This is a genomic window from Oceanimonas sp. CAM02 (assembly GCF_032842915.1).
In the GTDB taxonomy this organism is placed as follows: domain Bacteria; phylum Pseudomonadota; class Gammaproteobacteria; order Enterobacterales; family Aeromonadaceae; genus Oceanimonas; species Oceanimonas smirnovii.
In genome coordinates, this window is record NZ_JAWJBK010000025.1 from 67,978 (window position 1) to 88,177 (window position 20,200).

The window sequence follows — 20,200 nt, forward strand, 5'->3', positions numbered from 1 at the left end:
TGATAAATAACCAAAAGAGGAAGGCCATGAGCAGTGTTACCCGTATGGCAAACTCCAAATTGCCAACACCCTGGGGCACCTTTACCCTGGTCGGGTTTGAAGAAAAGGGAACCGGCAAGGATCATGCCGCTCTGGTAATGGGAAATGTGGAAGATGGAGCACCGGTGCTGGCGCGCATTCATTCCGAATGTCTGACCGGAGACGCCCTGTTCAGTCTGCGTTGTGATTGTGGCTTTCAGTTACAGGCGGCGCTGGAACGCATTGCCAAGGAAGGCCGGGGCGTGCTGCTGTATGTACGCCAGGAAGGCCGTGGCATTGGCCTGCTGAATAAGATTCATGCTTATCATCTGCAGGATCAGGGCAAGGACACCGTTGAAGCCAACGTGGAGCTGGGCTTTGCCGCCGATATGCGTGACTACACCATTTGTGCCGATATGCTGCGCAGCCTGGGTGTCACCGGGCTGAAACTGATGACCAATAATCCGCGCAAGGTAAAAGCGATGGAAAACTTTGGCATCAAGGTGAGCGAACGTCTGCCGCTGGAAGAAGGCCGCAACCCGTTCAATGAGCATTACCTCGATACCAAGGCCGGCAAGCTGGGCCATATGCTGAAAGAGCAGGACTGATTAGGATTCCGGCGCAAAGGCCGGAGTCCATTTTTCAAACCAGGATGTTGTCTGCAAATGGATTCCGGCTCACAGGCCGGAATGACCAAAGTGCTCTACGATAAATGCACTTCTTCTTCTTTTTCACCGGCATGCGGGTCGTGAAAGCGTTCCAGATCCATGGCCCCTTCACTCTTGCCCACAATGCAGGTCACAACCGCATCACCGGTAATATTCACTGCAGTACGGATCATGTCGAGCAAACGGTCCACACCAATAATCAGCGCAATCCCTTCTACCGGCAGCCCTACCTGATTCAGCACCATGGCCAGCATCACCATGCCCACACCGGGCACACCGGCGGTGCCGATGGAAGCCAGCGTCGCGGTCATGATCACCATCAGATAATCATTAAATGACAAATCGATATTAAACGCCTGGGCAATAAAGGCAGTGGCCACCCCCTGCATAATGGCGGTGCCGTCCATATTAATGGTGGCACCCAGCGGCACGGTAAAGGACGCAACCCGGTTTTCCACGCCCATACGGCGGGTAGCCGTTTCCAGGGTGACCGGAATGGTGGCGTTGGACGAGGCGGTGGAAAACGCAAACATGACGGCGTCTTCCATTTTCTTCAGAAAGGTCAGCGGGCTCAGGCCGGTAAACACCTTGAACAGCACCGAGTAAGTGACCAGTGCGTGCAGCAGCAAGGCCCCTGCCAGCACCAGGAAGTACTCCAGCAGATTAACAATGGCGTCCAGACCCAGAGAAGTAAACAACTGAGCCATCAGACAGAAAACGCCGTAGGGTGCCAGGTTCATCAGCAGCGCGACCAGCTTCATGATCACTTCGTTGAGATCAGTAAACAGCTCAGCAATACGCTCTCCGGGTTTACCTGCCAGGCTGATGGCAATACCAAACAGGACCGCAAACACGATGATCTGCAGGGTATTGCCTTCGGCCATGGCATTAATGGGGTTGGTGGGGAACATATTGATGATGACGTCTGCCAGGGATGGCGCTTCGCGGGCAGCAAAGGTGCTGGCCGATACCAGGTCGGCTCCGTCACCGGGCCGGAATACCTCACCCATGACCAGTGCCAGAGTAATGGCCACGGCGGTCGTGAACATATAAAACGCCAGGGTTTTGCCCCCGAGCCGGCCCAGGGTAGAGATGTCTTTCAGTGAGCTGGTGCCACACACCAGAGACACAAAGATCAGCGGTACCACCAGCATATTAAGGCTGGCAATAAAGATTTTTCCGCCTACCAGAAACAGGCCATCCACCAGGTAGTTCTGCACCAGTGCCACATCAGCAAACAGGCTGCGGATAATAAATCCTGCCAGCACCCCTGTGCCCATGCCCACCAGCACACGCGTGGTGAGTGACCACTTTTTCTCACTCGCATTCATGGCTGAATACTCCTTATTCACAGTTCTTGCGGTTTAATCAAGGGCGGCAAGAGTAGCAACCAATTCCGCAAAATGCTTCAAAAAACCACACAAAACCAACACAAGAGACCAATAAGTTGACAAAAGTTGAACAAAACACCTTTAAAAGTTGATTTAACTCACACAAACAACAGGCCTGCGTCAGCGGGTGTCTGCCGGGGCCAGCATGTGAGCATCACTTCGTTTAACCACGGAATAAATGACTCCGCTGAGCACGGCTCCGGCGGTAATAGCCGCCACATACCAGCCCAGCTGACTAATGGCATTGGGAATGAAAAACACAAAGACACCCCCGTGAGGGGCCAGCAGTTTGGCACCGAACAGCATGGACAGAGCGCCGGTCAGGGCACCGCCCGCCATGCAGCTGGGGATCACCCGTAACGGATCCCGGGCGGCAAAAGGAATGGCCCCTTCGGAAATAAAACACAGCCCCAGCACAAAGGACGCCTTGCCCGCTTCCCGCTCGGCAGGATTGAATTTGCTGCGCGCCAGAAAGGTGGCAATGCCCATGCCCAGTGCCGGCACCATGCCCGCGGCCATGGCCGCTGCCATGGGACCATAGGTTTGGGAAGCCAAAAGCCCCACGGAAAAGGCATAGGCTGCCTTATTGACCGGGCCGCCCATGTCAAAGCACATCATGGCACCAATAATAATGCCCAGCAGCACCGCATTGGCCGAGCCCATGTTATTCAGAAATTCGGTCATGACCGCCATGATGCCGGCCACAGGGCCACCTACCACATAAATCATGACCAGACCGGTAAACAGACTGGCAAACAGCGGAATCACCAGTATGGGCTTTAATGACTCCAGACTGTGGGGCATGGGAATATGCCGGGCCAGCGTGCGGGCACTGTAACCCGCCAGAAAGCCGGCAATAATACCGCCGATAAAGCCGGCCCCGAGAGAGCTGGCCAGCATGCCGCCAATCATGCCGGGAGCGATACCGGGCCGGTCGGCAATGGAATAGGCAATGTAACCCGCCAGCACCGGTATCATGAGGGCAAAGGCGGCGTCACCGCCAATTTGCATCAGTGCGGCTGCCAGGGTGCCTTCTTCTTTAAACGCTTCTATGCCAAAAATAAAAGACAGCGCAATAATCAGGCCGCCGGCCACCACCATGGGCAGCATAAAAGACACACCGGTGAGCAGGTGCTGATACGGCCCGGGAGCTTTTTCATCCTGAGGAGCAGCACCTTGCGACTGGCTGCCCTGCCAGATGCTGGCCTCACTTAATGCCGCCGCTATGGTTTGCTCCGGCTTTTTCAGCGCAGCGCCCGTACTGGTGCGGTACAGCCGCTTGCCGTTAAAGCGGCTGAGATTAACATCTATGTCGGCGGCCACGATGACACAGTCGGCCTGGGCAATATCATCGGCACTAAGCGCATTTTGCGCACCAACCGAGCCTTGTGTTTCTACCTTAATGTGGTGCCCGAGCTGCTCGGCGGTATTGGTCAGGGCCTCTGCCGCCATAAAAGTATGGGCCACACCGGTAGGGCAGGCAGTAATGGCCACCAGCCGGGCGGGCCGGGCTGAAGATGAGGTGACCGGCGCTGACAGCGGGGCAGCCTGCGCAGCGGCCTGCTGCAACCAGCCTTTGGGATCGTTCAGTGCCGGCTGCAGCGTGTCGATAAAACCGGCCTTGCCGGCAAAACGGGACAAGTCCGGCTCGGTACTGGCAGCCACCACCACCAGTTCAGCAGCATCAATCTGCTCACGGGTAAAGGCCTTGCCGGGCACCAGCGGGCTGTGACATTCCACCCATGCCTGCCAGCCCAGTTCATGCGCAGCCTGCTCCAGCAAACGGGCCGCCATGTAACTGCTTGCCATGCCACTGGGACAGGCGGTGATGATCAGAATGTTCATGTACGGCTCCCATGATCAAAAGGGGTTATCTGAATCGCTTGCTGAAAACCGGCAAAGGTATCGTTGCAGTAAATACCTACCCCTATCTGAGTAACGGCCATCAGTGACAGCGCCATGGCCCGGCGCAGATTGTCGGGGGCCTTCAGGCCTTCCAGTCTGCCGGCACACAGGCCGGCCACCAGTGAGTCACCGGCCCCCACAGTGCTGACGATATTGACTGCCGGCACCCGGCCCCGCCAGTCTCCTTCACTGCCAAACCAGTAAACGCCGTCAGCGCCGGCCGACACCACGACGTCCTTGATACCGCTTTGCTGAAGCTGACGGGCACAGCTGATCAGGGCCTGTTCATTCTGAATGCGACGGCCTGCCAGCTGGGCCAGCTCATCAAGATTGGGTTTAATCAGGCCAGGCAATGCCTGCACGCCGGTTTTCAGTGCCTCACCGCTGGTATCCAGCCACACATCTTTGCCCTGCTGTCGCCATTGGGTGAGCAGCTGTTCAAGCCAGCCGGGGCTGACGCCGGCAGGCAGGCTGCCGGCTACTATCAGATACTGACAGCGTCCGGACAGGTCTGTCAGTGTGCTCTGCAGCCGGGCAACGTCTGCCGGGTGAGGGCTGAGCCCGGGCAGATTAATATCAGTGATACGGCCGTCCTGTTCGCTGACTTTGACATTAATCCGGGTATTGCCGGCCACGCGTATAAATTCATCCTGCATGCCGTGCTGTTCAAACAGGGTGCAAAAAGCTGACTCATTGTCCCTGCCAAGAAAACCGCTGACCACGGGGCGGTGCCCCAGCTCACTGAGCACCCGGGCCACATTAATGCCCTTGCCTGCCGGCCCCAGATGCCCGGACTGGGCCACATTGACCTGACCGGCCGTCAGCCGGGCCAATGACACGGTTAAATCCAGCGCCGGATTCAGGGTAAGGGTCAGTACACTCATGGTGTTGCTCCTGTCAGTGCCCGCACGGCTCCGGCACTGTCTGCCGTAAGGGCGCGGGCGGCCAGTTGTTTGCACTGGCTCAGGCTGAACTCACGCACCCGGGCCTTGACCCGCGGCAGCCGTTTGGGACTGACCGAGATTTCATCAAGACCCAGCCCGAGTAATATCGGCAGCGCCTGAGGATCGGCCCCCAGCTCACCACACATGCCCACCCATTTGCCTTCGGCATGGGCCGCCTCCACCGTCATGGCCATCAGCCTGAGCACCGCCGGGTGCAGGCCATCGGACAAGGACGCCAGGGCACCATTACCTCTGTCGGCCGCCAGTGTGTACTGAGTGAGATCATTGGTGCCTATGCTGAAAAAATCGGCCTCTTTGGCAAACCGGGCGGCATTCAGCGCCGCCGACGGCACTTCCACCATCATGCCCAGCTGCACATTCGGTGCTCCGATCTCGGCCTGGAGGTTATCAAACAGCGCTTTGCCAAAGCGCCACTCGGCGATATCCGCCACCATGGGAAACATAATGCGCAGCGGCTCGCTGCCGGCGGCGGTAAGCAGCGCCCGCAGCTGGGTTTCCAGCAGCTCAGGTCTTTGCATGCACAGGCGAATGCCGCGCACGCCCAGAAAGGGGTTATCTTCTTTGGGTAAGGGCCAGTATGGCAGCGGCTTGTCGCCGCCCACATCAAGGGTGCGCGCTACCAGCGGCCGGCCTGCCAGCGCACTGAAGGCCTGCTGATATTGCGCCACCTGCTGCTGCAGACTTGGCTCACGGCCTTGCTCCATAAAAACAAACTCGGTGCGCAGCAGCCCCACGCCTTCGGCGCCGGCGGCCACCGCCGCTGCCGTATCGGCCGTATTTCCCAGGTTGGCTGCAATTTCTATGCGATGGCCGTCTGTGGTAACGGCGGGCTGCTCCCGCTGTTGCCAGGCTCGCTCCGCCAGTTCACGCTCGCGCTGTTGCGCCTGCTCTGCCTCGGCCAGCAGATGTTTGTCGGGATCCACCAGCAAGGTGCCGCTGTCACCATTGAGAATGGCCGGTGTGCCCGAGTCTAATGTCATTACACCTTTGCCCATGGCCACCAATGCCGGTATGCCAAGGGATCTGGCCAGAATGGCACTGTGCGATGAAGCACCACCACCGGCTGTGACCAGACCGAGCACCCGCTCTGTGTTCATGTTCACCACATCAGACGGGCCTATATCTTCTGCTACCCAGATATAGGGAGTTGAGGGTGGTTCCGGTAAGGCAGTGTTACACAAAATGGCCATGACCCGCCGGCCAATGTCTCTGATATCGGCGGCCCGCTCGGCCAGCATGGGGTTACTGCTGGCCGCCTGTACGGCTGCTGCCGAGTCAATTTCTGCCCACCAGGCCGCCGGGGCCGAAGCCCCCGTTTCAAGACGCTGCCGGGTGCCTTCTTGCAGGCCGGGATCGCTGAGTAATTCCCGGTGCATGGATAAGATGTCCCGGGCCTGTGCACCGCTTTGCTGCGCTGCCAGTGCCAGGCTTTGATCTGCCTGCTGCAGCGCCTGCGTCAGCCGCTGTTGCTCGGCGGCAGCATCACAGGCCACATCGGCGTAATCAAAATTGACCGGCATTTCTACATAAAGCGGCCCGATAGCAATGCCCGGTGAGGCCGCCACCCCTTGCCAGGGAGCGCCGGGATCGGCCGGAGCCCCGGTGCATGGCACTTGCTGAGCCGAATGCGGCGACGTCACCCCTTCTCCCAGTCCGCTGTTAACGGCGGTTTCAAGTTCGCTGAGTGCCGCCTCGGCATCGGTGCCGCTGGCAACAAACTGAAGCCGGTGGCCGGGCCGTACGCCAAGGCTGATAAGCTTCATCAGACTTTTGGCATTGACCGGCTGATTGTCGCCGTCGAGGTTGCGTACCTGAATGGTTGCCTCGAACTGCTTGGCAGCCTGCACCAGCAAGGCACCGGGACGGGCATGCAATCCCTGCTCGTTATGAATGGTGACCACCAGCCGATGCTCACCTTCCGCAACAGGGCCGTTATTCAGTGCCTGCGCCAGCTCATGGGCACTGTTCAGGCTGGCCAGACTGGCCGCCTGCCCCGCCACCAGCCAGTCGGCCAGCTGTGCCAGCAGCTGTTTATGGCTGCCGCCATGGGTTTTCAGCGCCAGCAGGCCACAGACCTTGTGCCCCTGATGGATAAGCGCCGGTGTGGTCAGAATGGCAGCCTTTGCCGGGCCGGCAGCGGGTACCTGACAGAGCCACCAGCCCTGCCCCAGATGCAGCAGGCTCTGCTGCAAAGCATTTCGTTCATGTTGCAGTTCAAGCGCGCTGGCGGCCTGCGCCAGCAACTCATCCATGGTGTCGGCGGGCTGCTGCAACTGCAGCATATCGGACTGCCAGCTGAGCATGGGAGTGTTATCGGCTGCAGAAGGCTGCAGCAGCGCCAGAATGTCTTCACTGTGTGTGGCCGAACGCACCTGCCCGGCCAGGTCGTCCCGCTGCAGCGCTCGGGTCAGCTGACGCAGCAGCTCAAGGTGCTCATCGGATCCGGCGGCGATACCCAGTACCAGATAAGCTTTCTCACCATCGCCCCAGTCGATGCCTTCAGGCAGATGCAGCGCCTTGATGCCGGTTTTTTTCACCAGGTGGCGGCTGTCCTGAGTGCCATGGGGAATGGCAATGCCCTGCCCCAGATAGGTGGCGGTCTGGGCTTCTCTGGCCAGCATGCCGGCTGCATAACCGGCACCGACATGACCTTCCTGCTCCAGCCACTGGGCCAGCGCCATAATGGCCGCCTCTTTGGTGGCCAGTGTCTGGCCCATTTTTATGTCTTGCGTAGTCAGAGTGAGCATGACATCACCTGTTAGCCAATCGAGATGAAACCGTTACTTAAACAGGCTGGGTGTTTTTTGTGAATGGAGCAAGGCAAAAAACACCTTAACGTGATGAATACCGGTTAAAAACCATTGCTCAGGGAATAATTTCCCGGCCGTCCCAGGCAAACACGCGCCCCGACTGCCCGGGTGTGAGACTGTCGATGACAGTGAGCAGATGCTGTGCTGCCTGCTCCGGTGATTGCAGCTGGCCATGAGCCAGGCCGGCACGAAACGGGGCTGACAGCCCGGTGGCGACGGTGCCCGGGTGCAGCCCTGCTACACAGGCAGCCGGAAAGCGCCGGCTCCATTCTATGCCAAGATTTTTGATGGCCATGTTCAGCGCTGCCTTGCTGATGCGGTAGCTGTACCAGCCGCCGCCGCGGTTATCACTGATGCTGCCTACCCGCGCCGACAGTGCGGTAAGCAACAGCGGCTGACGCCGCTCCATGCGGGCGGATAATAATCTGGCCAGCGCCAGTGTGGGCCAGGTATTGATACGCATGTGCTCCAGCAGCGCGTCCTGTTGCAGCTGCTCAATGCGTTTTTCCGGCTGATGATGCTCACTGTGCAGTGTGCCCACCGTATTGATAACACGCTCGGGCAGCGGCAAGGTGTTGCACAGGGCCGTCATGGCGGCTTCGTCGGTGTTATCGAGGCAATGCCAGCTAACGCCGGGCAGCCCGGGGTCGGTACGGCTGAACAGACTGACCTCGTCGCCCCGCTCCGCACACGTTGCCGCCAGCGCACGACCAATACCGCCGCCACCCATAATCCAGTAACGCATAGAAAGTCTCCCGCTTTAAACAGATACCATTGAGACCGTAACCAACGACGTTTACTTACAGTTACCATAGCGGGCGAAGTAGCAGTGCGGTTGCACTCCGCCGACACGCTTCAGGCCCATCCATGGGACGCTCGGCAAATTCCATCCCTGGAATTTGACGGTCGGCTTCGGCAATCCCCACTGCTGCTTCGGGGAACTGCCTGCTCCCTGCTCCCTACTCCCCATTCCCTACTCCCGTTATTTAAAAAGTGCAGGCGCTCGCCCAGTCTGCCAGTGTGCTGTACCACTGGTGAAACAGCTCGCCTTCGGTGGCGGGCGCGGTCACGGTAACGGGCTGGCCCTGCCAGTGAAAGGTGAGCTGCCAGGCGTGCAGGTAGCCTCTGTCGGCGGCAGTGCCGCCATAGCGGGCGTCGCCGATAATGGGGCAGCCAATGCTTTTCAGGGCCACCCTGAGCTGATGAGTGCGGCCGGTTTCGGGGCTGAGCACAAAACCTCTGAGGCCGGGAGCCAGTGAGGTGCTGTGAAAACGGGTTATGGCGAGATGATTGGTGTTGCGGGTCAGCTTCCAGCTGCCGTTACGGGATTTTTCCATGCCGCCCTTGATCAGTCCCTGCTTTTTGGCGGGCTTGCGATCACTGAAGGCGAGGTAGCGTTTTTGGGTGTTGCGTTCGGCAAACTGGGCACTGAGCAGCCGGTTGGCCTCGGGGTTGCGGGCCAGCAGCAGCACGCCCGTGGTCATTTTGTCGAGGCGGTGTACCGGATAAAGGGCTTCGCCCTGTTGCTCGCTGAGCAGGCGCACCAGGCCGGGCTCATCATTTTGCTGATGCATGCCAATGCCGGCGGGTTTGTTGATGACACAAAAGTCGGCATGGTCGAGCAATATGTTCATGGTGATATCCGCAGGGCTGAAAGCAAAAGAGAGTACGCCGCCAAGCATCAGTGCGGTTGCACTCCGCCGACACGCTTCAAGTACCTCCTTGTAACGCTCGAAAATGCCATCCATGGCATTTAATGGTCGGCTTTGGCAATCCCCACTACTGCTTGATGCAACACCGCCGTTGCCTGCAAACGAGTACATGTATGGAGAAGACAAAGCAAAAAGCCCGCTGCGTTTGCAGCGGGCTTTCCGATATGGCGGAGGAGGTGGGATTTGAACCCACGATAGGCTATTAACCTATGCCGGTTTTCAAGACCGGTGCATTCAACCACTCTGCCACCCCTCCTGACGGGCGCTAATACTACTGGGGCTTAAAATCCTTGTAAACTGTTATCTGTGTTATTCTGCTCAAGTGTCCAATAAACCGGCAAACATTCATGGAGCAGTGAAACGGAAGGCTCGACATTCGGGTCATAATATGTCCAGAATAGAGTAAATTTATTGATGTCTTTTTGAGTCAGATACCTAAGGAGTCTGGATCATGCGTTACAACAACACACTTTCTCGCACACAGGGTGGTGCGCTGGAAACCAACAAGGTATTGCGTAATACCTATATGCTGCTGGGCATGACCCTGGTGGTGGCGTCTTTGTCGGCGGGCATCAGCGCCATGATGAACCTGCCCCACCCCGGTCTTATCATCACTCTGGTGGGTTTTTACGGCCTGATGTTTCTGACCGAGCGTAACCGCAACAGCAGCCTGGGTCTGTTATTTATTTTTGCCTTTACTGCGTTTACCGGTTACACCATAGGCCCCATTCTTAATCACTACCTGAGCACCAGCTCGGGTGCTGAAACCGTGATGCTGGCACTGGGTGGTACTGCGCTCACCTTCCTGTCCTTGTCTGCCTATGTACTGACCACCAAGAAAGACATGTCGTTCCTGGGCGGCATGATGATGGCCGGTTTTGTGGTGATTCTGGTGGGCTTTGTGGCCAATATTTTCCTGGCGCTGCCGGCCCTGAGCCTGGCCCTGAGCGCGCTGTTCATTCTGTTCTCATCCGGTGCCATCCTGATGCAGACCAGCGCCATTATTCACGGCGGCGAGCAGAACTATATTTCAGCCACAGTAACGCTGTATGTGTCTATCTTTAATATTTTCCTGAGCCTGCTGCAGCTGCTGGGCATGAGCCGCGACTAAGCTCATCATACAAAAACGGTTCACAAGGCGGCGCAAGCCGCCTTTTTTACGAGAAACGCCATGCCTTCTTTCAGCCTGTGGCTGAGACGCATTTTTACTGACAGCCATTTCTTTTTTGCTCTTAAAGTGATGCTGGCCATGGCCAGTTTGCTGCTGGGAGGCTGGTGGCTGGATCAGGTGCCGGTGGCCGTGACCCTCAGCCTGGGAGCCATGGCCGGCGCCCTGAGCGAGATTGATCACAGACCCGGGCCAAGGCTGGTGCAACTGCTGGCAGGCCTGTTGTGCTTTTTTGTGGCCGTCACCGGCGTCACCGCCCTTATTGACTCACCCTGGCTGTTTGGTCCCGTACTGGTACTGGCGACCTTCTGCCTCATTCTGGCCGGTGCCTGGGGACAGGCCGCGGGCAAGCTGGGTTTTGGGGTTCTGCTGGTATCCATCTATGCCATGCAAGGACATATCGACAGCCCCCACTTCTGGTATCAGCCAGTATGGCTGACCGCTGGTGCCGCCTGGTACGGACTGTGTTCATGGCTGATATTGCTGCTCATGCCCTATAAACCCGTGCATGAACAGCTGGCTCAGTGTTATTTTGCCCTGTCCCGCTATCTGCTGGCCAAATCGCGTTTTTTTGACAGCCCCAACGAACTGCATCAGGGCCTTCGCCACCAGCTGGCGCAGGTCAATATTCAGCTGGTCAACAGTCTGGAGCTGACCAAACAGATGCTGAACCGGCGGTTAAAGGGCAGGCAGCCTGATGACGAGCTGGCCCGGCTGCTGGAGCTGTATTTACTGGTGCAGAGCATGCACGAACGGGCTGCTTCCAGCCATTATTCCTATAGCCAGCTGAACCAGGCGCTGGATCAGGCCGAAGTGCTGACCGGCTATCAGGTGCTGCTGGCGGAGCTTGGTGAGGCCTGTTACCGGCTGGGGCTAGCCATTCTCACCCACAAGCCTTATGTTCTCGACAAACGCATTGGCTGGGAGCTGTCGGCATTAAAGGATCAGCTCGATTACAGCCACTTGCGACGGCACTATTCTTCCGAGCTGATGAGCCCGCTGCGGTTTTTAACCCGGAACATGCAGCATGTGTATGACACATTATTACGGGCAAAAGAACTGACCGCAGGCGCAATGCCGGCAGACAGTCAGCGGGCCGAGCTGGCAAGACCGCCTTCTCAGCCGCTGGGAGAGCGACTGAAGGCCTTGCTGAACCCCAATGCCATTTTGTTCCGTCATGGTGTTCGCCTGAGCCTGTGCTTTGCGCTGGGTTACGGCCTGATTGCCACTCTTGAGCTGGAGCGGGGTTACTGGATATTGCTGACCAGCCTGTTTGTGTGCCAGCCCAGTTTCAGTGCCACCCGCCAGCGTCTGAGCGAGCGGACCCTTGGCACCCTGGCGGGTATCGTGGCCAGCGTGCCCCTGCTCTGGCTGTTTCCGGCCGTGGAAAGCCAGCTGTTTATGCTGCTGCTGTGTGCTTTTATCTTTTTTACCCAGGTACGCATCAATTACAGCTGGGCGGTGTTTTTTATTACGCTGTTTGTGTTGCTGGCCTTTAACCTGCAAGGGGCAAGTCTGCAGGAGGCAGCACGCACACCTGTGCTGCTGCCCCGGCTGTTTGATACGCTGACAGGCTGTGCCCTGGCGTTTGTGGCCGTCTGGTATATCTGGCCCGACTGGCAGCGCCGGCATCTGCCTCAGCTGCTGGCAGAGGCCATGCGGGCCAATGCAGCTTATCTGGCCGCCATCACTCATCAGCACGACAGCCGGGATAATCTGGCCTACCGGCTGGCCCGCAAGCAGGCGCATCTGGCTGATAACAAGCTGGCTCAGGCCTGGCAGAACATTCGGGTGGAGCCGGTCTCAAAGCACTGGCTCAACCTGTGTTTTGAAATTGCCTACCGCAACCATGCACTCCTGTCTTATTTGTCTACCCTGGGTGCACACCGGGATCAGGGCCTGAGTTTGCCTGTGGCACTGACCGGTGAGCTGAACCAGCGCCTGTGTGCCGCAGCCAGTGCCCTCGACAGCCACACCCCTTTGCCTCCGCAGCTGCCGTTGCCGGTCATGGCCGGCGACAATGAGCAGGAGCAGGACATACTGGCGCGCCAGCTGCACAATAATATGGTGCTGCTGGTCAACGATTTGTATCAGCTGGCAAAGGATGTGTGAAAGCTGTAAGCCAGAAGAAGCATCAGTGCGGTTACACTCCGCCGACACGCTTCAAGCCCATCCATGGGACGCTCGGCAAATGCCATCCATGGCATTTGACGGTCGGCTTCGGTAATCCCCACTGCTGCTTTGAGTAAGATCGGCATTGTCATGGAGTGAAATGTGTCCTTTGAGTAAAATGGTGTCCGATACGAGGAGACATCATGTTTGAATTTGAAGGCAGGTCCGTCGAGACCGACGCACAGGGTTATCTGAAACATCATGAAGACTGGCAGCCGGCCATGGTGGCGCTGCTGGCAGAGCAGGAAGGCATCACCCTGACCGATGAGCATCTGGAAGTCATTCATTTTGTGCGGGCGTTTTATCTGAAGTACAACACCTCGCCGGCCATTCGGGCACTGGTAAAGGCCATGGCCAAGGAGCTGGGTGAAGACAAGGGAAACAGCCGTTATCTTTACCGGCTGTTTCCTAAAGGGCCGGCCAAGCAGGCCACCAAGCTGGCAGGCCTGCCCAAACCAGTGAAGTGTATCTAAAATAAAATGCTCCGGCTTTCGCCGGAGTGTTTTATTTGGCCAGTACCTTGCCTTTGAGGCCGGTGAGCCGTTCCAGAGCAGGAAGCTGCTGTTCAAGGCGCGCTTTGGCATCGGGACCGATCCAGACCCGGTTAAGCTCTCCCTGACGCGGCACAGACGGGGTCGTATTCACACGATAGCCCGCCGCCCTGAGCTTGGCCACCAGGGCATTGACGTTGTCGGCATTACGAAACGCGCCCAGTTGAGCAACATAACCGCCGCCAGCCGGTGCCACAGGCTGAGGTTCGGGTTTAACCACTGGGGCCGGTCTGGGCTCGGGTTTGGGAGTCGGTGCCGGCTCTGCTTTGGGTGCGGGTTTTGAAACCGGTGCCTGAGCCACTTCTGGCTGTGGCTGAGGTGCTGGTCTGGGCGGCGTGGCCGGTGCTTCCTGTACCGTTTCCATGGTCCAGGTTTTTGCTCTGGCCGGTTCGGGTGGTGTTATTACCGGCTGCACCGGCTCCAGCTCAGGACGGAGCGGAATGGATACCACTTCTTCCGGCATGGGTGGCTGCTTGCCATCCAGCAGGTCGGGTAAAAAAATGACACCCAGTGCCACCAGAATAATGGTCCCTACCAGACGATGCTGAAACTGGGTTGCCACGTTAAAGCTCCTTCTGCTGAGTCCGGTGCCAGGCCAGGGCCTCGGCCACGGTAAAGAATGAACCAAATACCACCACACGTTCGCCCTCGGCTCTGGCTGCCAGTGCCGCCGTCAGCGCTGCGGTTACCGACTCAAAGTAAGCGGCGTGATTCAGCAATGCCGACAGCTCACTGCCATCAGCACCACGCGGGCCTGCCAGCGTCGCCGGATACCAGTGGCTGACCAAGGGTGTCAGTGCCGCCAGGGTGGCGCTTATATCCTTGTCTTTGAGCATGCCCACCACCGCATGAATGCTGCCCTGCCCTTCAGCAAGACGGGACGCCAGATAGGTTGCCGACTCAGGGTTGTGGGCCACATCCAGCCACAAGCCGGGCGACAGCTCGGTCAGCCGGCCTGCCAGGCTTGCCTGACGCAAACCGGTAGCAATGGCATCAACAGATAACCTGAAGGGAGAGGCAGCCAGAACAGCCAGCGCCGTGGCGGCGTTCATCAGCGGCAGGCCCGGCACCGGCAGGCCGTCAAACTGTTTGCCGGCCATGGTGAACGACCAGCTGTCGCCCTGCTGCTGCCAGTGAAAGTCACGGCCACTGAAGGCCATGGGGGTGCCCTTTTGCCTGGCCTGCTCGGCAATACTGGCTGGCGGGTTGGGATCACCACACACCGCCGGTTTGCCGGCACGCAGTATGCCGGCTTTTTCATAACCAATGACGTCGCGGTCCGAGCCCAGCCAGTCAGTATGATCCAGCGCTATGGTGGTGATCACCGCCTGATCCGAGTCCACCACATTGGTGGCATCAAGCCGGCCGCCCAGTCCCACTTCCAGCAACACCACATCAGGGCACTTGGCGCGAAACAGCCAGAGTGCCGCCAGGGTGCCAAATTCGAAATAGGTGAGCGCAGTATCACCCCGGGCTTCTTCTACTGCAGCAAAGGCATCACAGAACGCCTGTTCATCAGCAAAGTCACCGTTGATACGCACCCGCTCCCGGTAATCCAGCAGGTGAGGCGAAGAGTACACTCCTACCGTCATCCCCCCGGCCATCAGCATGCTTTCAAGCAAGGCACAGGTGGAGCCCTTACCGTTGGTGCCGCCTACCGTAATCACATAAGAGGGCAGGCTCAGCAGTCCCAGCCGGCCGGCCACGCGCTGCATACGCTCCAGGCCCAGCTCAATGCGGGCCATGTTCAGGCCTTCCAGCAGGGTCAGCCAGTCTGCCAGGGTGCGAGGCATCGGCATCAGATTTCCAGCGGCTCCTGGTTCATCAGCTTGCCCAGCAGACCGGCGAGCCGATCACGCATTTCCCGGCGATCGATGATCATGTCAATGGCACCGTGCTCCAGCAGGAATTCACTGCGCTGAAAACCTTCAGGCAGTTTTTCACGCACCGTCTGCTCAATCACGCGAGGGCCGGCAAAGCCGATCAGCGCTTTGGGCTCACCCACGTTCACATCACCCAGCATGGCCAGACTGGCAGACACGCCACCCATAGTAGGGTCGGTCAGCACCGAGATATAAGGCAGACCGGCTTCAGACAGACGGTTCAGCGCCGCACTGGTTTTGGCCATCTGCATCAGCGACATCAGGGCTTCCTGCATGCGGGCACCGCCGGAAGCAGAGAAGCACACCAGAGCGCGGTTTTCTTCCAGGCAGGCTTCTACCGCCTTAACAAAGCGGGCACCTACCACAGAGGCCATGGAGCCGCCCATAAAGGCAAACTCAAAGGAGCAGGCCACCACCGGCAGACCACGCAGTGTGCCTTTCATGACCACCATGGCGTCTTTTTCATTGCTGCTCTTCTGGGCGGCAGAAATGCGATCCTTGTAACGCTTGGAATCCTTGAACTTGAGAATGTCCTGCGGCTCCAGCTCGCTGCCCAGCTCTTCGCGGCCGTCCTGATCCAGGAACTTGTCGAGACGATCACGGGCACTGATGCGCATGTGGTGATCACACTTGGGGCAGACTTCCAGATTACGCTCCAGCTCGGCACGGTAAAGCACCTGCTCGCAGTTGGTGCACTTGGTCCAGACTCCTTCCGGAATATTATGGCGACGTACGCCGATGTTCTTGTTCTTGGGGAGAATTTTCTCAAGCCAGCTCATGGAAATCCTTAATCATTGTTCGTGGTTGTCACGCAGCGTTCATTAAATCATATATTCGGCTGCGGGTTGATAAAAATTAAAGTTGGTCGGGCAGCCACAAGGGCCCCGGAATGGTCTTCGGCAGCGCGTACTCTGCGGGGTAATCCACTTCCACCAGATAGAGGCCACCGGCCTTGGCCGTCACCCCGGCCAGGTTGCGGTCCCGCCCTTCCAGTACCTGCTTTACCCAGGCCGCATCGGCTTCGCCCATGCCCACCTTGAGCAGGGTGCCGGTGATATTGCGCACCATATGATGCAAAAAGGCATTGGCCTTGATATCGAGCACAATATAGTGGCCAAAACGCTGTACGTTAAGGTGCATAATATTGCGCCAGGGGCTTTTGGACTGACACTGTACGGCGCGAAAGGCACTGAAATCCCGCTCACCCAGCAGGCACTGACCCGCCTCGTGCATTTTAGCGGCGTCGATATGACCGGCATAATGGCTGACCCCGGCACCGTGAATGGCCGGGCGCATATTATGATTGAAAATAATATACCGGTAGCGACGGGCGCTGGCGCTGAAGCGGGCATGAAATTCATCAGGCACCGCTTTGACCCAGCGCACGGCAATGTCCGGCGGCAGGTTGGCATTCATGCCTAAGGTCCAGGCCCCGTCGGGGCGAATGGCGTGCGTGTCGAAATGCACCACCTGTGCCGTACCGTGCACACCGGCGTCAGTACGGCCGGCACATTGTACCTCTATGGGGTGATCGGCAATCTTTGAAAGGGCTTTTTCTACCTCTTCCTGGACACTGGGAACTTCCCGCTGCCGTTGCCAGCCGTAATAGCGGCTGCCGTCATACTCTATGCCAAGGGCGATGCGCATATTCAGTTCCAAGAAAAAAAGAGGCTAATTATAACCGTTGCCACAGCAAAATGAAGAACCGGCCGCAAGCGGCCGGTAGTGAACAAGAAAACCGCCCTGGCTTAGCGTCTGTCGAGCCGTTGCAACAGTTTGCGGGCATCATTCTGATGTTGCTCACTGCCTTTTTCCAGCGCTTCGTTCAGCAGTTCACGGGCACTGTCGATGTCGTCAATTTCAATATAGGCTCGGGCCAGATCCAGCTTGGCGCCCATGCCGCCTTCATCAGCATCGATATCAACGTCCTGACTGTTACCCAGCAGGTCGGCATAGTCGTCCAGCTCCTGACGCACCATGGGCTCTCGCTCGTCGGCAAAGGAACGGCTGTCTGACTGCATGGCAGACAGCGCATCGGCTTCCTGCTCGGCCAGGGTGCCGGCCAGAATGTCGTCAAACTCGTCGGCAGCCTTGTTTACCGCGCCCTGCTCAGCCAGTGATTCAGGTGCTTCGCTGGCCGAAGCCGGCTGTGGCTCGTCGTCACCAAGGTCAAACAGGGCTTCATCCAATGGTTCGTCGAGTGCTGGCGGTGCTGTCTGCTCCGGCTCAGGCGTGACCGCCTCATCATCAAAGAACACCTCTTCCCGATCAGCCGTTGTTTCATCCTCAAACAGTATGTCTTCTGCAGCAGCGGCATCATCGTCAAAACGCAGCTCTTGTGGCTCCGGCTCAATGGTTTCATCATCCAGCAGCGGCTCTGGCTGTCCGGCCTGTGCCATATCATCGAACAGGGCTTCTTCCTGCTGCTCGGCGGTCGTCTCGTCAGCTGCCTCTTGTGCTTCCAGCTGCTGCTGTTCTTCCAGAAAACGAGCAAAGGCATCTTCATCAATTTCAGGTTCGGCTTTTACCTCGGGCTGCTCCGAGGCAGCAGGATGGGGCTCATCTGCAGGAAGATCGACGGCAAAGATGTCATCAAAGTCATTGGTGTCTTCATCCAGCATCTGTTCCGATGTGTGATCCTGCTCTGCGAGCTCTTGCCTGGTACGGCGACGCCACCACAATGTAAAGAGTGCCAGCAGCAAAAGCGCCGGCAAGGTCAGTAAAATAGCCAGGTTCAGCGGCTGCTTCAGCAGCTGGCTTAACCAACCCTTGTCTGCGTCAGCAGCCGGCTGAGCCGCCGTGTCTGCTCTGGTCAGTTTCAGCTCATTGACTTCTGCAGTCAGCTGCCCCAGGCGGTTGCGCAAGGCCTGATTATTATCGGACAGCTCGGCCAGCTGTTCGTTGGACATGGCGACTTGTTCACGCAGCTCATCCAGCAACTGGGCCTGCAATCTGGCCAGGGCCGTTTGTTCGGCTTGCCCGGCACTGCTGTCTGCAGGTGCTTCAGACACGGAAGCAGGCTGCCCGGAAACAGCGGACGCTGACCGGGGCGGTGTCGCGACTGCGGCAGGCTGCACCGCTCTGGGTTCACTCAGGCCATTGGAGGCCGGTGTGGGTTCGGGCTTGGCTGCGGCAGGCGGTGTGGCCACCGCAGGAGCTGGTACGGGCTCTGCTGCCGGCTCCGGTCTGGGTGCTGGCCTGGCTTGTGCTGGTTTGGCCTGTGCTGGTTTGGCCTGTGCGGCAGGTGCCGGTGCCCGGGTAACGGTGCGGTTACCCTGACGACTTAAACGGCGAAACTCGGCTTCTGCTTCACGGGGGGTACGCTGCTGTGCCTGGCTGAGTGTGGGCAGCGTCAGGGTTGCGCCCCGCTGCAGATAATTGATATTGCCCCGGACAAAGGCACCGGGATTCAGGTAATACAGCGCCACCATGGTCTGCTGTACCGTGGCAGGGGCTTGAGTATGCTGGGCGGCAATGGACCAGAGTGTGTCTGTGGTGCGCACGGGGCCATAACGACGGGCCTGAGCGGGTAACGGCGAAGAAACCTGAACGGAAGGTGCCTCGCGTGTTTCTGGCCCGCGTAACTCAATATAAAATTCCTGTGCCGTGGCCGAAAGAGTAAAGGACAGCCACAGGGCCAGCACGGAATAAAGCGGTGGTCGGCATCTTCTCATTATCTTATTGGTATCCCTTGTTCTGACTCTGGCCGGCAACCCTGACGGTCCGGCTGACCATGGCACAAGTGTAGAAAAAAACAGTGCCAATAGGAACTTATCTGTCGGCTTATTCTAGTTATGCTTATCGGCCGCCTGTGCCGGCACCTTGAATCCGAGGCGCTCATCAAGACCGACGCCCTGCAATATCAGTGAGCCCAGCTCCCGGCGCTCTGCATAATGTTTGCGTAATGCATCAAAAAAATCCGGTGCGCCCGTGGCCAGACCACGACGAAAGCCGCTATCGTCATGCGCTATGTCGTACACCAGCCGGACCAGCTGCGCAAGCTGATGCTGACTGGGTGCGCGCGTCAGGCTCACAGCGCTGATATCCGGTGCGGGCAGCAGACTGGCGATACTGTGTTGCTCGGCACGGCCAATATGCTGACACAGAGCACGATAGAGCGCAAAAGTGCCCCTTGCCTTACCTTCCAGACTATAGCCGGCAATATGCGGCGTGGCGATCAGCACATAAGGGACCAGCGCTGCCAGCACGGCCGGCTCATGCTCCCATACATCCATGACCAGGGTCAGCGGCCTGGCACCCTGCTGGCGCGTAAGCAGTGCCTGATTATTCCAGACATCACCACGGCAGGCATTGATCAGTACCTGATTTTCATCAAGGGCAGCAATATGAGCGGCATTCAGCAGATGATGAGTTGCATAAGGGCCCTGATGAGTAATGGGCACATGATAGCTGATGATATCAGCGCTCAGCGCCTGGTCATAATTGACAAGTCCTGCCGCACCGGCTGCGGCCTTGGGCGGATCACAGCGCAGCACTTTCATGCCCAGCCCTTCCGCCCGGCGAGCCACCTCCGAGCCGGTGTTGCCGGCCCCGATCACTGCCAGGGTTTTATCCGCCAGCTGCCAGTTTTTATGAGCCGCTACCCGCAGCAGGGCTGCCATCACATAGTCACCTACCGCCACCTTGTTGCAGCCCGGGGCACTGGCAAAGGCAATGCCGCGCTGCGCCAGCAGTTGCGTGTCGATATGGTCACAGCCAATGGTGGCGGTGCCGACGAACGTCAGTTTATTGGCTTGCTCCAGCAAATGCGCATTTACCTGCGTCACTGAGCGCACCAGCAGCGCATCGGTATCATGCAAGTCAGCCGGTACCATGGTACGACCGGGACGCGTAATGACCTCAGCCCAATCACCAAACAGCTCCCGAACAAAGGGCATATTCTCATCGGCCAGCACTTTCATGACTATCTCCTTGTTAAATACAGCGTTATTGTACT

At 58.2% G+C, this 20,200-nt stretch carries 16 protein-coding genes and 1 tRNA gene; 4 read left to right on the plus strand and 13 right to left on the minus strand.

Translation table 11 applies throughout. The annotated features are described in order from the left end of the window. Positions 1-26: 26 nt before the first annotated feature. Positions 27-626 (plus strand): GTP cyclohydrolase II, encoded by a 600-nt coding sequence (gene ribA / locus R0I78_RS08435; protein ID WP_019934833.1) that lies wholly within the window; start codon positions 27-29, stop codon positions 624-626. A 95-nt stretch (positions 627-721) separates the two neighbouring features. On the opposite strand, the gene R0I78_RS08440 is transcribed toward ribA, so the two are convergent. The 7 genes from R0I78_RS08440 to R0I78_RS08470 all read right to left on the minus strand — a co-directional run bounded on the left by R0I78_RS08440 (position 722) and on the right by R0I78_RS08470 (position 9,725). Further along, positions 722-2,017: a dicarboxylate/amino acid:cation symporter gene (locus R0I78_RS08440; RefSeq protein WP_019934834.1), complete on the minus strand. Its 1,296-nt coding sequence runs from the start codon at positions 2,015-2,017 to the stop codon at positions 722-724. Positions 2,018-2,197: 180 nt separating this feature from the next. Further along, positions 2,198-3,922 carry a PTS fructose-like transporter subunit IIB gene (locus R0I78_RS08445; RefSeq protein ID WP_317075029.1) on the minus strand — a complete coding sequence of 575 codons (1,725 nt, stop codon included), beginning with the start codon at positions 3,920-3,922 and terminating at the stop codon, positions 2,198-2,200. Then, positions 3,919-4,866 (minus strand): 1-phosphofructokinase, encoded by a 948-nt coding sequence (pfkB, locus tag R0I78_RS08450; protein WP_317075030.1) that lies wholly within the window; start codon positions 4,864-4,866, stop codon positions 3,919-3,921. The genes R0I78_RS08445 and pfkB overlap by 4 nt, the downstream gene beginning before the upstream one ends. Beyond that, the gene (gene ptsP, locus R0I78_RS08455) at positions 4,863-7,694 is read right to left on the minus strand and encodes a phosphoenolpyruvate--protein phosphotransferase (protein WP_317075031.1); all 2,832 of its coding nucleotides are present in this window, start codon (positions 7,692-7,694) and stop codon (positions 4,863-4,865) included. Before ptsP ends, pfkB begins: the two co-directional genes overlap by 4 nt. Positions 7,695-7,812: 118 nt before the next feature. After that, positions 7,813-8,502, minus strand: coding sequence for an SDR family NAD(P)-dependent oxidoreductase (locus tag R0I78_RS08460; RefSeq protein ID WP_317075032.1), 690 nt, complete (start codon positions 8,500-8,502; stop codon positions 7,813-7,815). Between the two features lie 241 nt (positions 8,503-8,743). After that, positions 8,744-9,391, minus strand: a complete 648-nt coding sequence (locus tag R0I78_RS08465; protein ID WP_317075033.1) for a TIGR01621 family pseudouridine synthase — start codon at positions 9,389-9,391, stop codon at positions 8,744-8,746. 243 nt (positions 9,392-9,634) lie between these two features. Beyond that, positions 9,635-9,725, minus strand: a tRNA-Ser gene (locus R0I78_RS08470). 195 nt (positions 9,726-9,920) lie between these two features. Here R0I78_RS08470 and R0I78_RS08475 point away from each other — a divergent pair. The 3 genes from R0I78_RS08475 (at position 9,921) to R0I78_RS08485 (ending at position 13,282) form a co-directional block, all read left to right on the plus strand. Continuing rightward, positions 9,921-10,580 (plus strand): Bax inhibitor-1/YccA family protein, encoded by a 660-nt coding sequence (locus R0I78_RS08475; protein ID WP_019934839.1) that lies wholly within the window; start codon positions 9,921-9,923, stop codon positions 10,578-10,580. Positions 10,581-10,640: 60 nt separating this feature from the next. Next, entirely contained in the window at positions 10,641-12,749 is a 2,109-nt protein-coding gene (yccS, locus tag R0I78_RS08480) for a YccS family putative transporter (protein ID WP_317075034.1), read from the plus strand. A gap of 203 nt (positions 12,750-12,952) precedes the next feature. Continuing rightward, positions 12,953-13,282, plus strand: coding sequence for a TusE/DsrC/DsvC family sulfur relay protein (locus R0I78_RS08485; RefSeq protein WP_019934841.1), 330 nt, complete (start codon positions 12,953-12,955; stop codon positions 13,280-13,282). A gap of 31 nt (positions 13,283-13,313) precedes the next feature. Here R0I78_RS08485 and dedD read toward each other — a convergent pair whose 3' ends face one another. The 6 genes from dedD to R0I78_RS08515 all read right to left on the minus strand — a co-directional run bounded on the left by dedD (position 13,314) and on the right by R0I78_RS08515 (position 20,165). Further along, positions 13,314-13,922, minus strand: a complete 609-nt coding sequence (gene dedD, locus R0I78_RS08490; RefSeq protein ID WP_317075035.1) for a cell division protein DedD — start codon at positions 13,920-13,922, stop codon at positions 13,314-13,316. 1 nt (position 13,923) lies between these two features. Further along, the gene (gene folC, locus R0I78_RS08495) at positions 13,924-15,159 is read right to left on the minus strand and encodes a bifunctional tetrahydrofolate synthase/dihydrofolate synthase (protein WP_317075036.1); all 1,236 of its coding nucleotides are present in this window, start codon (positions 15,157-15,159) and stop codon (positions 13,924-13,926) included. Beyond that, positions 15,159-16,022: an acetyl-CoA carboxylase, carboxyltransferase subunit beta gene (gene accD, locus R0I78_RS08500; protein WP_019934844.1), complete on the minus strand. Its 864-nt coding sequence runs from the start codon at positions 16,020-16,022 to the stop codon at positions 15,159-15,161. Before accD ends, folC begins: the two co-directional genes overlap by 1 nt. A gap of 76 nt (positions 16,023-16,098) precedes the next feature. Then, positions 16,099-16,890, minus strand: a complete 792-nt coding sequence (gene truA, locus R0I78_RS08505) for a tRNA pseudouridine(38-40) synthase TruA (protein ID WP_019934845.1) — start codon at positions 16,888-16,890, stop codon at positions 16,099-16,101. A gap of 101 nt (positions 16,891-16,991) precedes the next feature. Next, the gene (locus R0I78_RS08510) at positions 16,992-18,917 is read right to left on the minus strand and encodes a FimV/HubP family polar landmark protein (RefSeq protein ID WP_317075037.1); all 1,926 of its coding nucleotides are present in this window, start codon (positions 18,915-18,917) and stop codon (positions 16,992-16,994) included. Positions 18,918-19,031: 114 nt separating this feature from the next. After that, positions 19,032-20,165 carry a 4-phosphoerythronate dehydrogenase gene (locus R0I78_RS08515; protein WP_317075038.1) on the minus strand — a complete coding sequence of 378 codons (1,134 nt, stop codon included), beginning with the start codon at positions 20,163-20,165 and terminating at the stop codon, positions 19,032-19,034. Between the last annotated feature and the right edge of the window lie 35 nt (positions 20,166-20,200).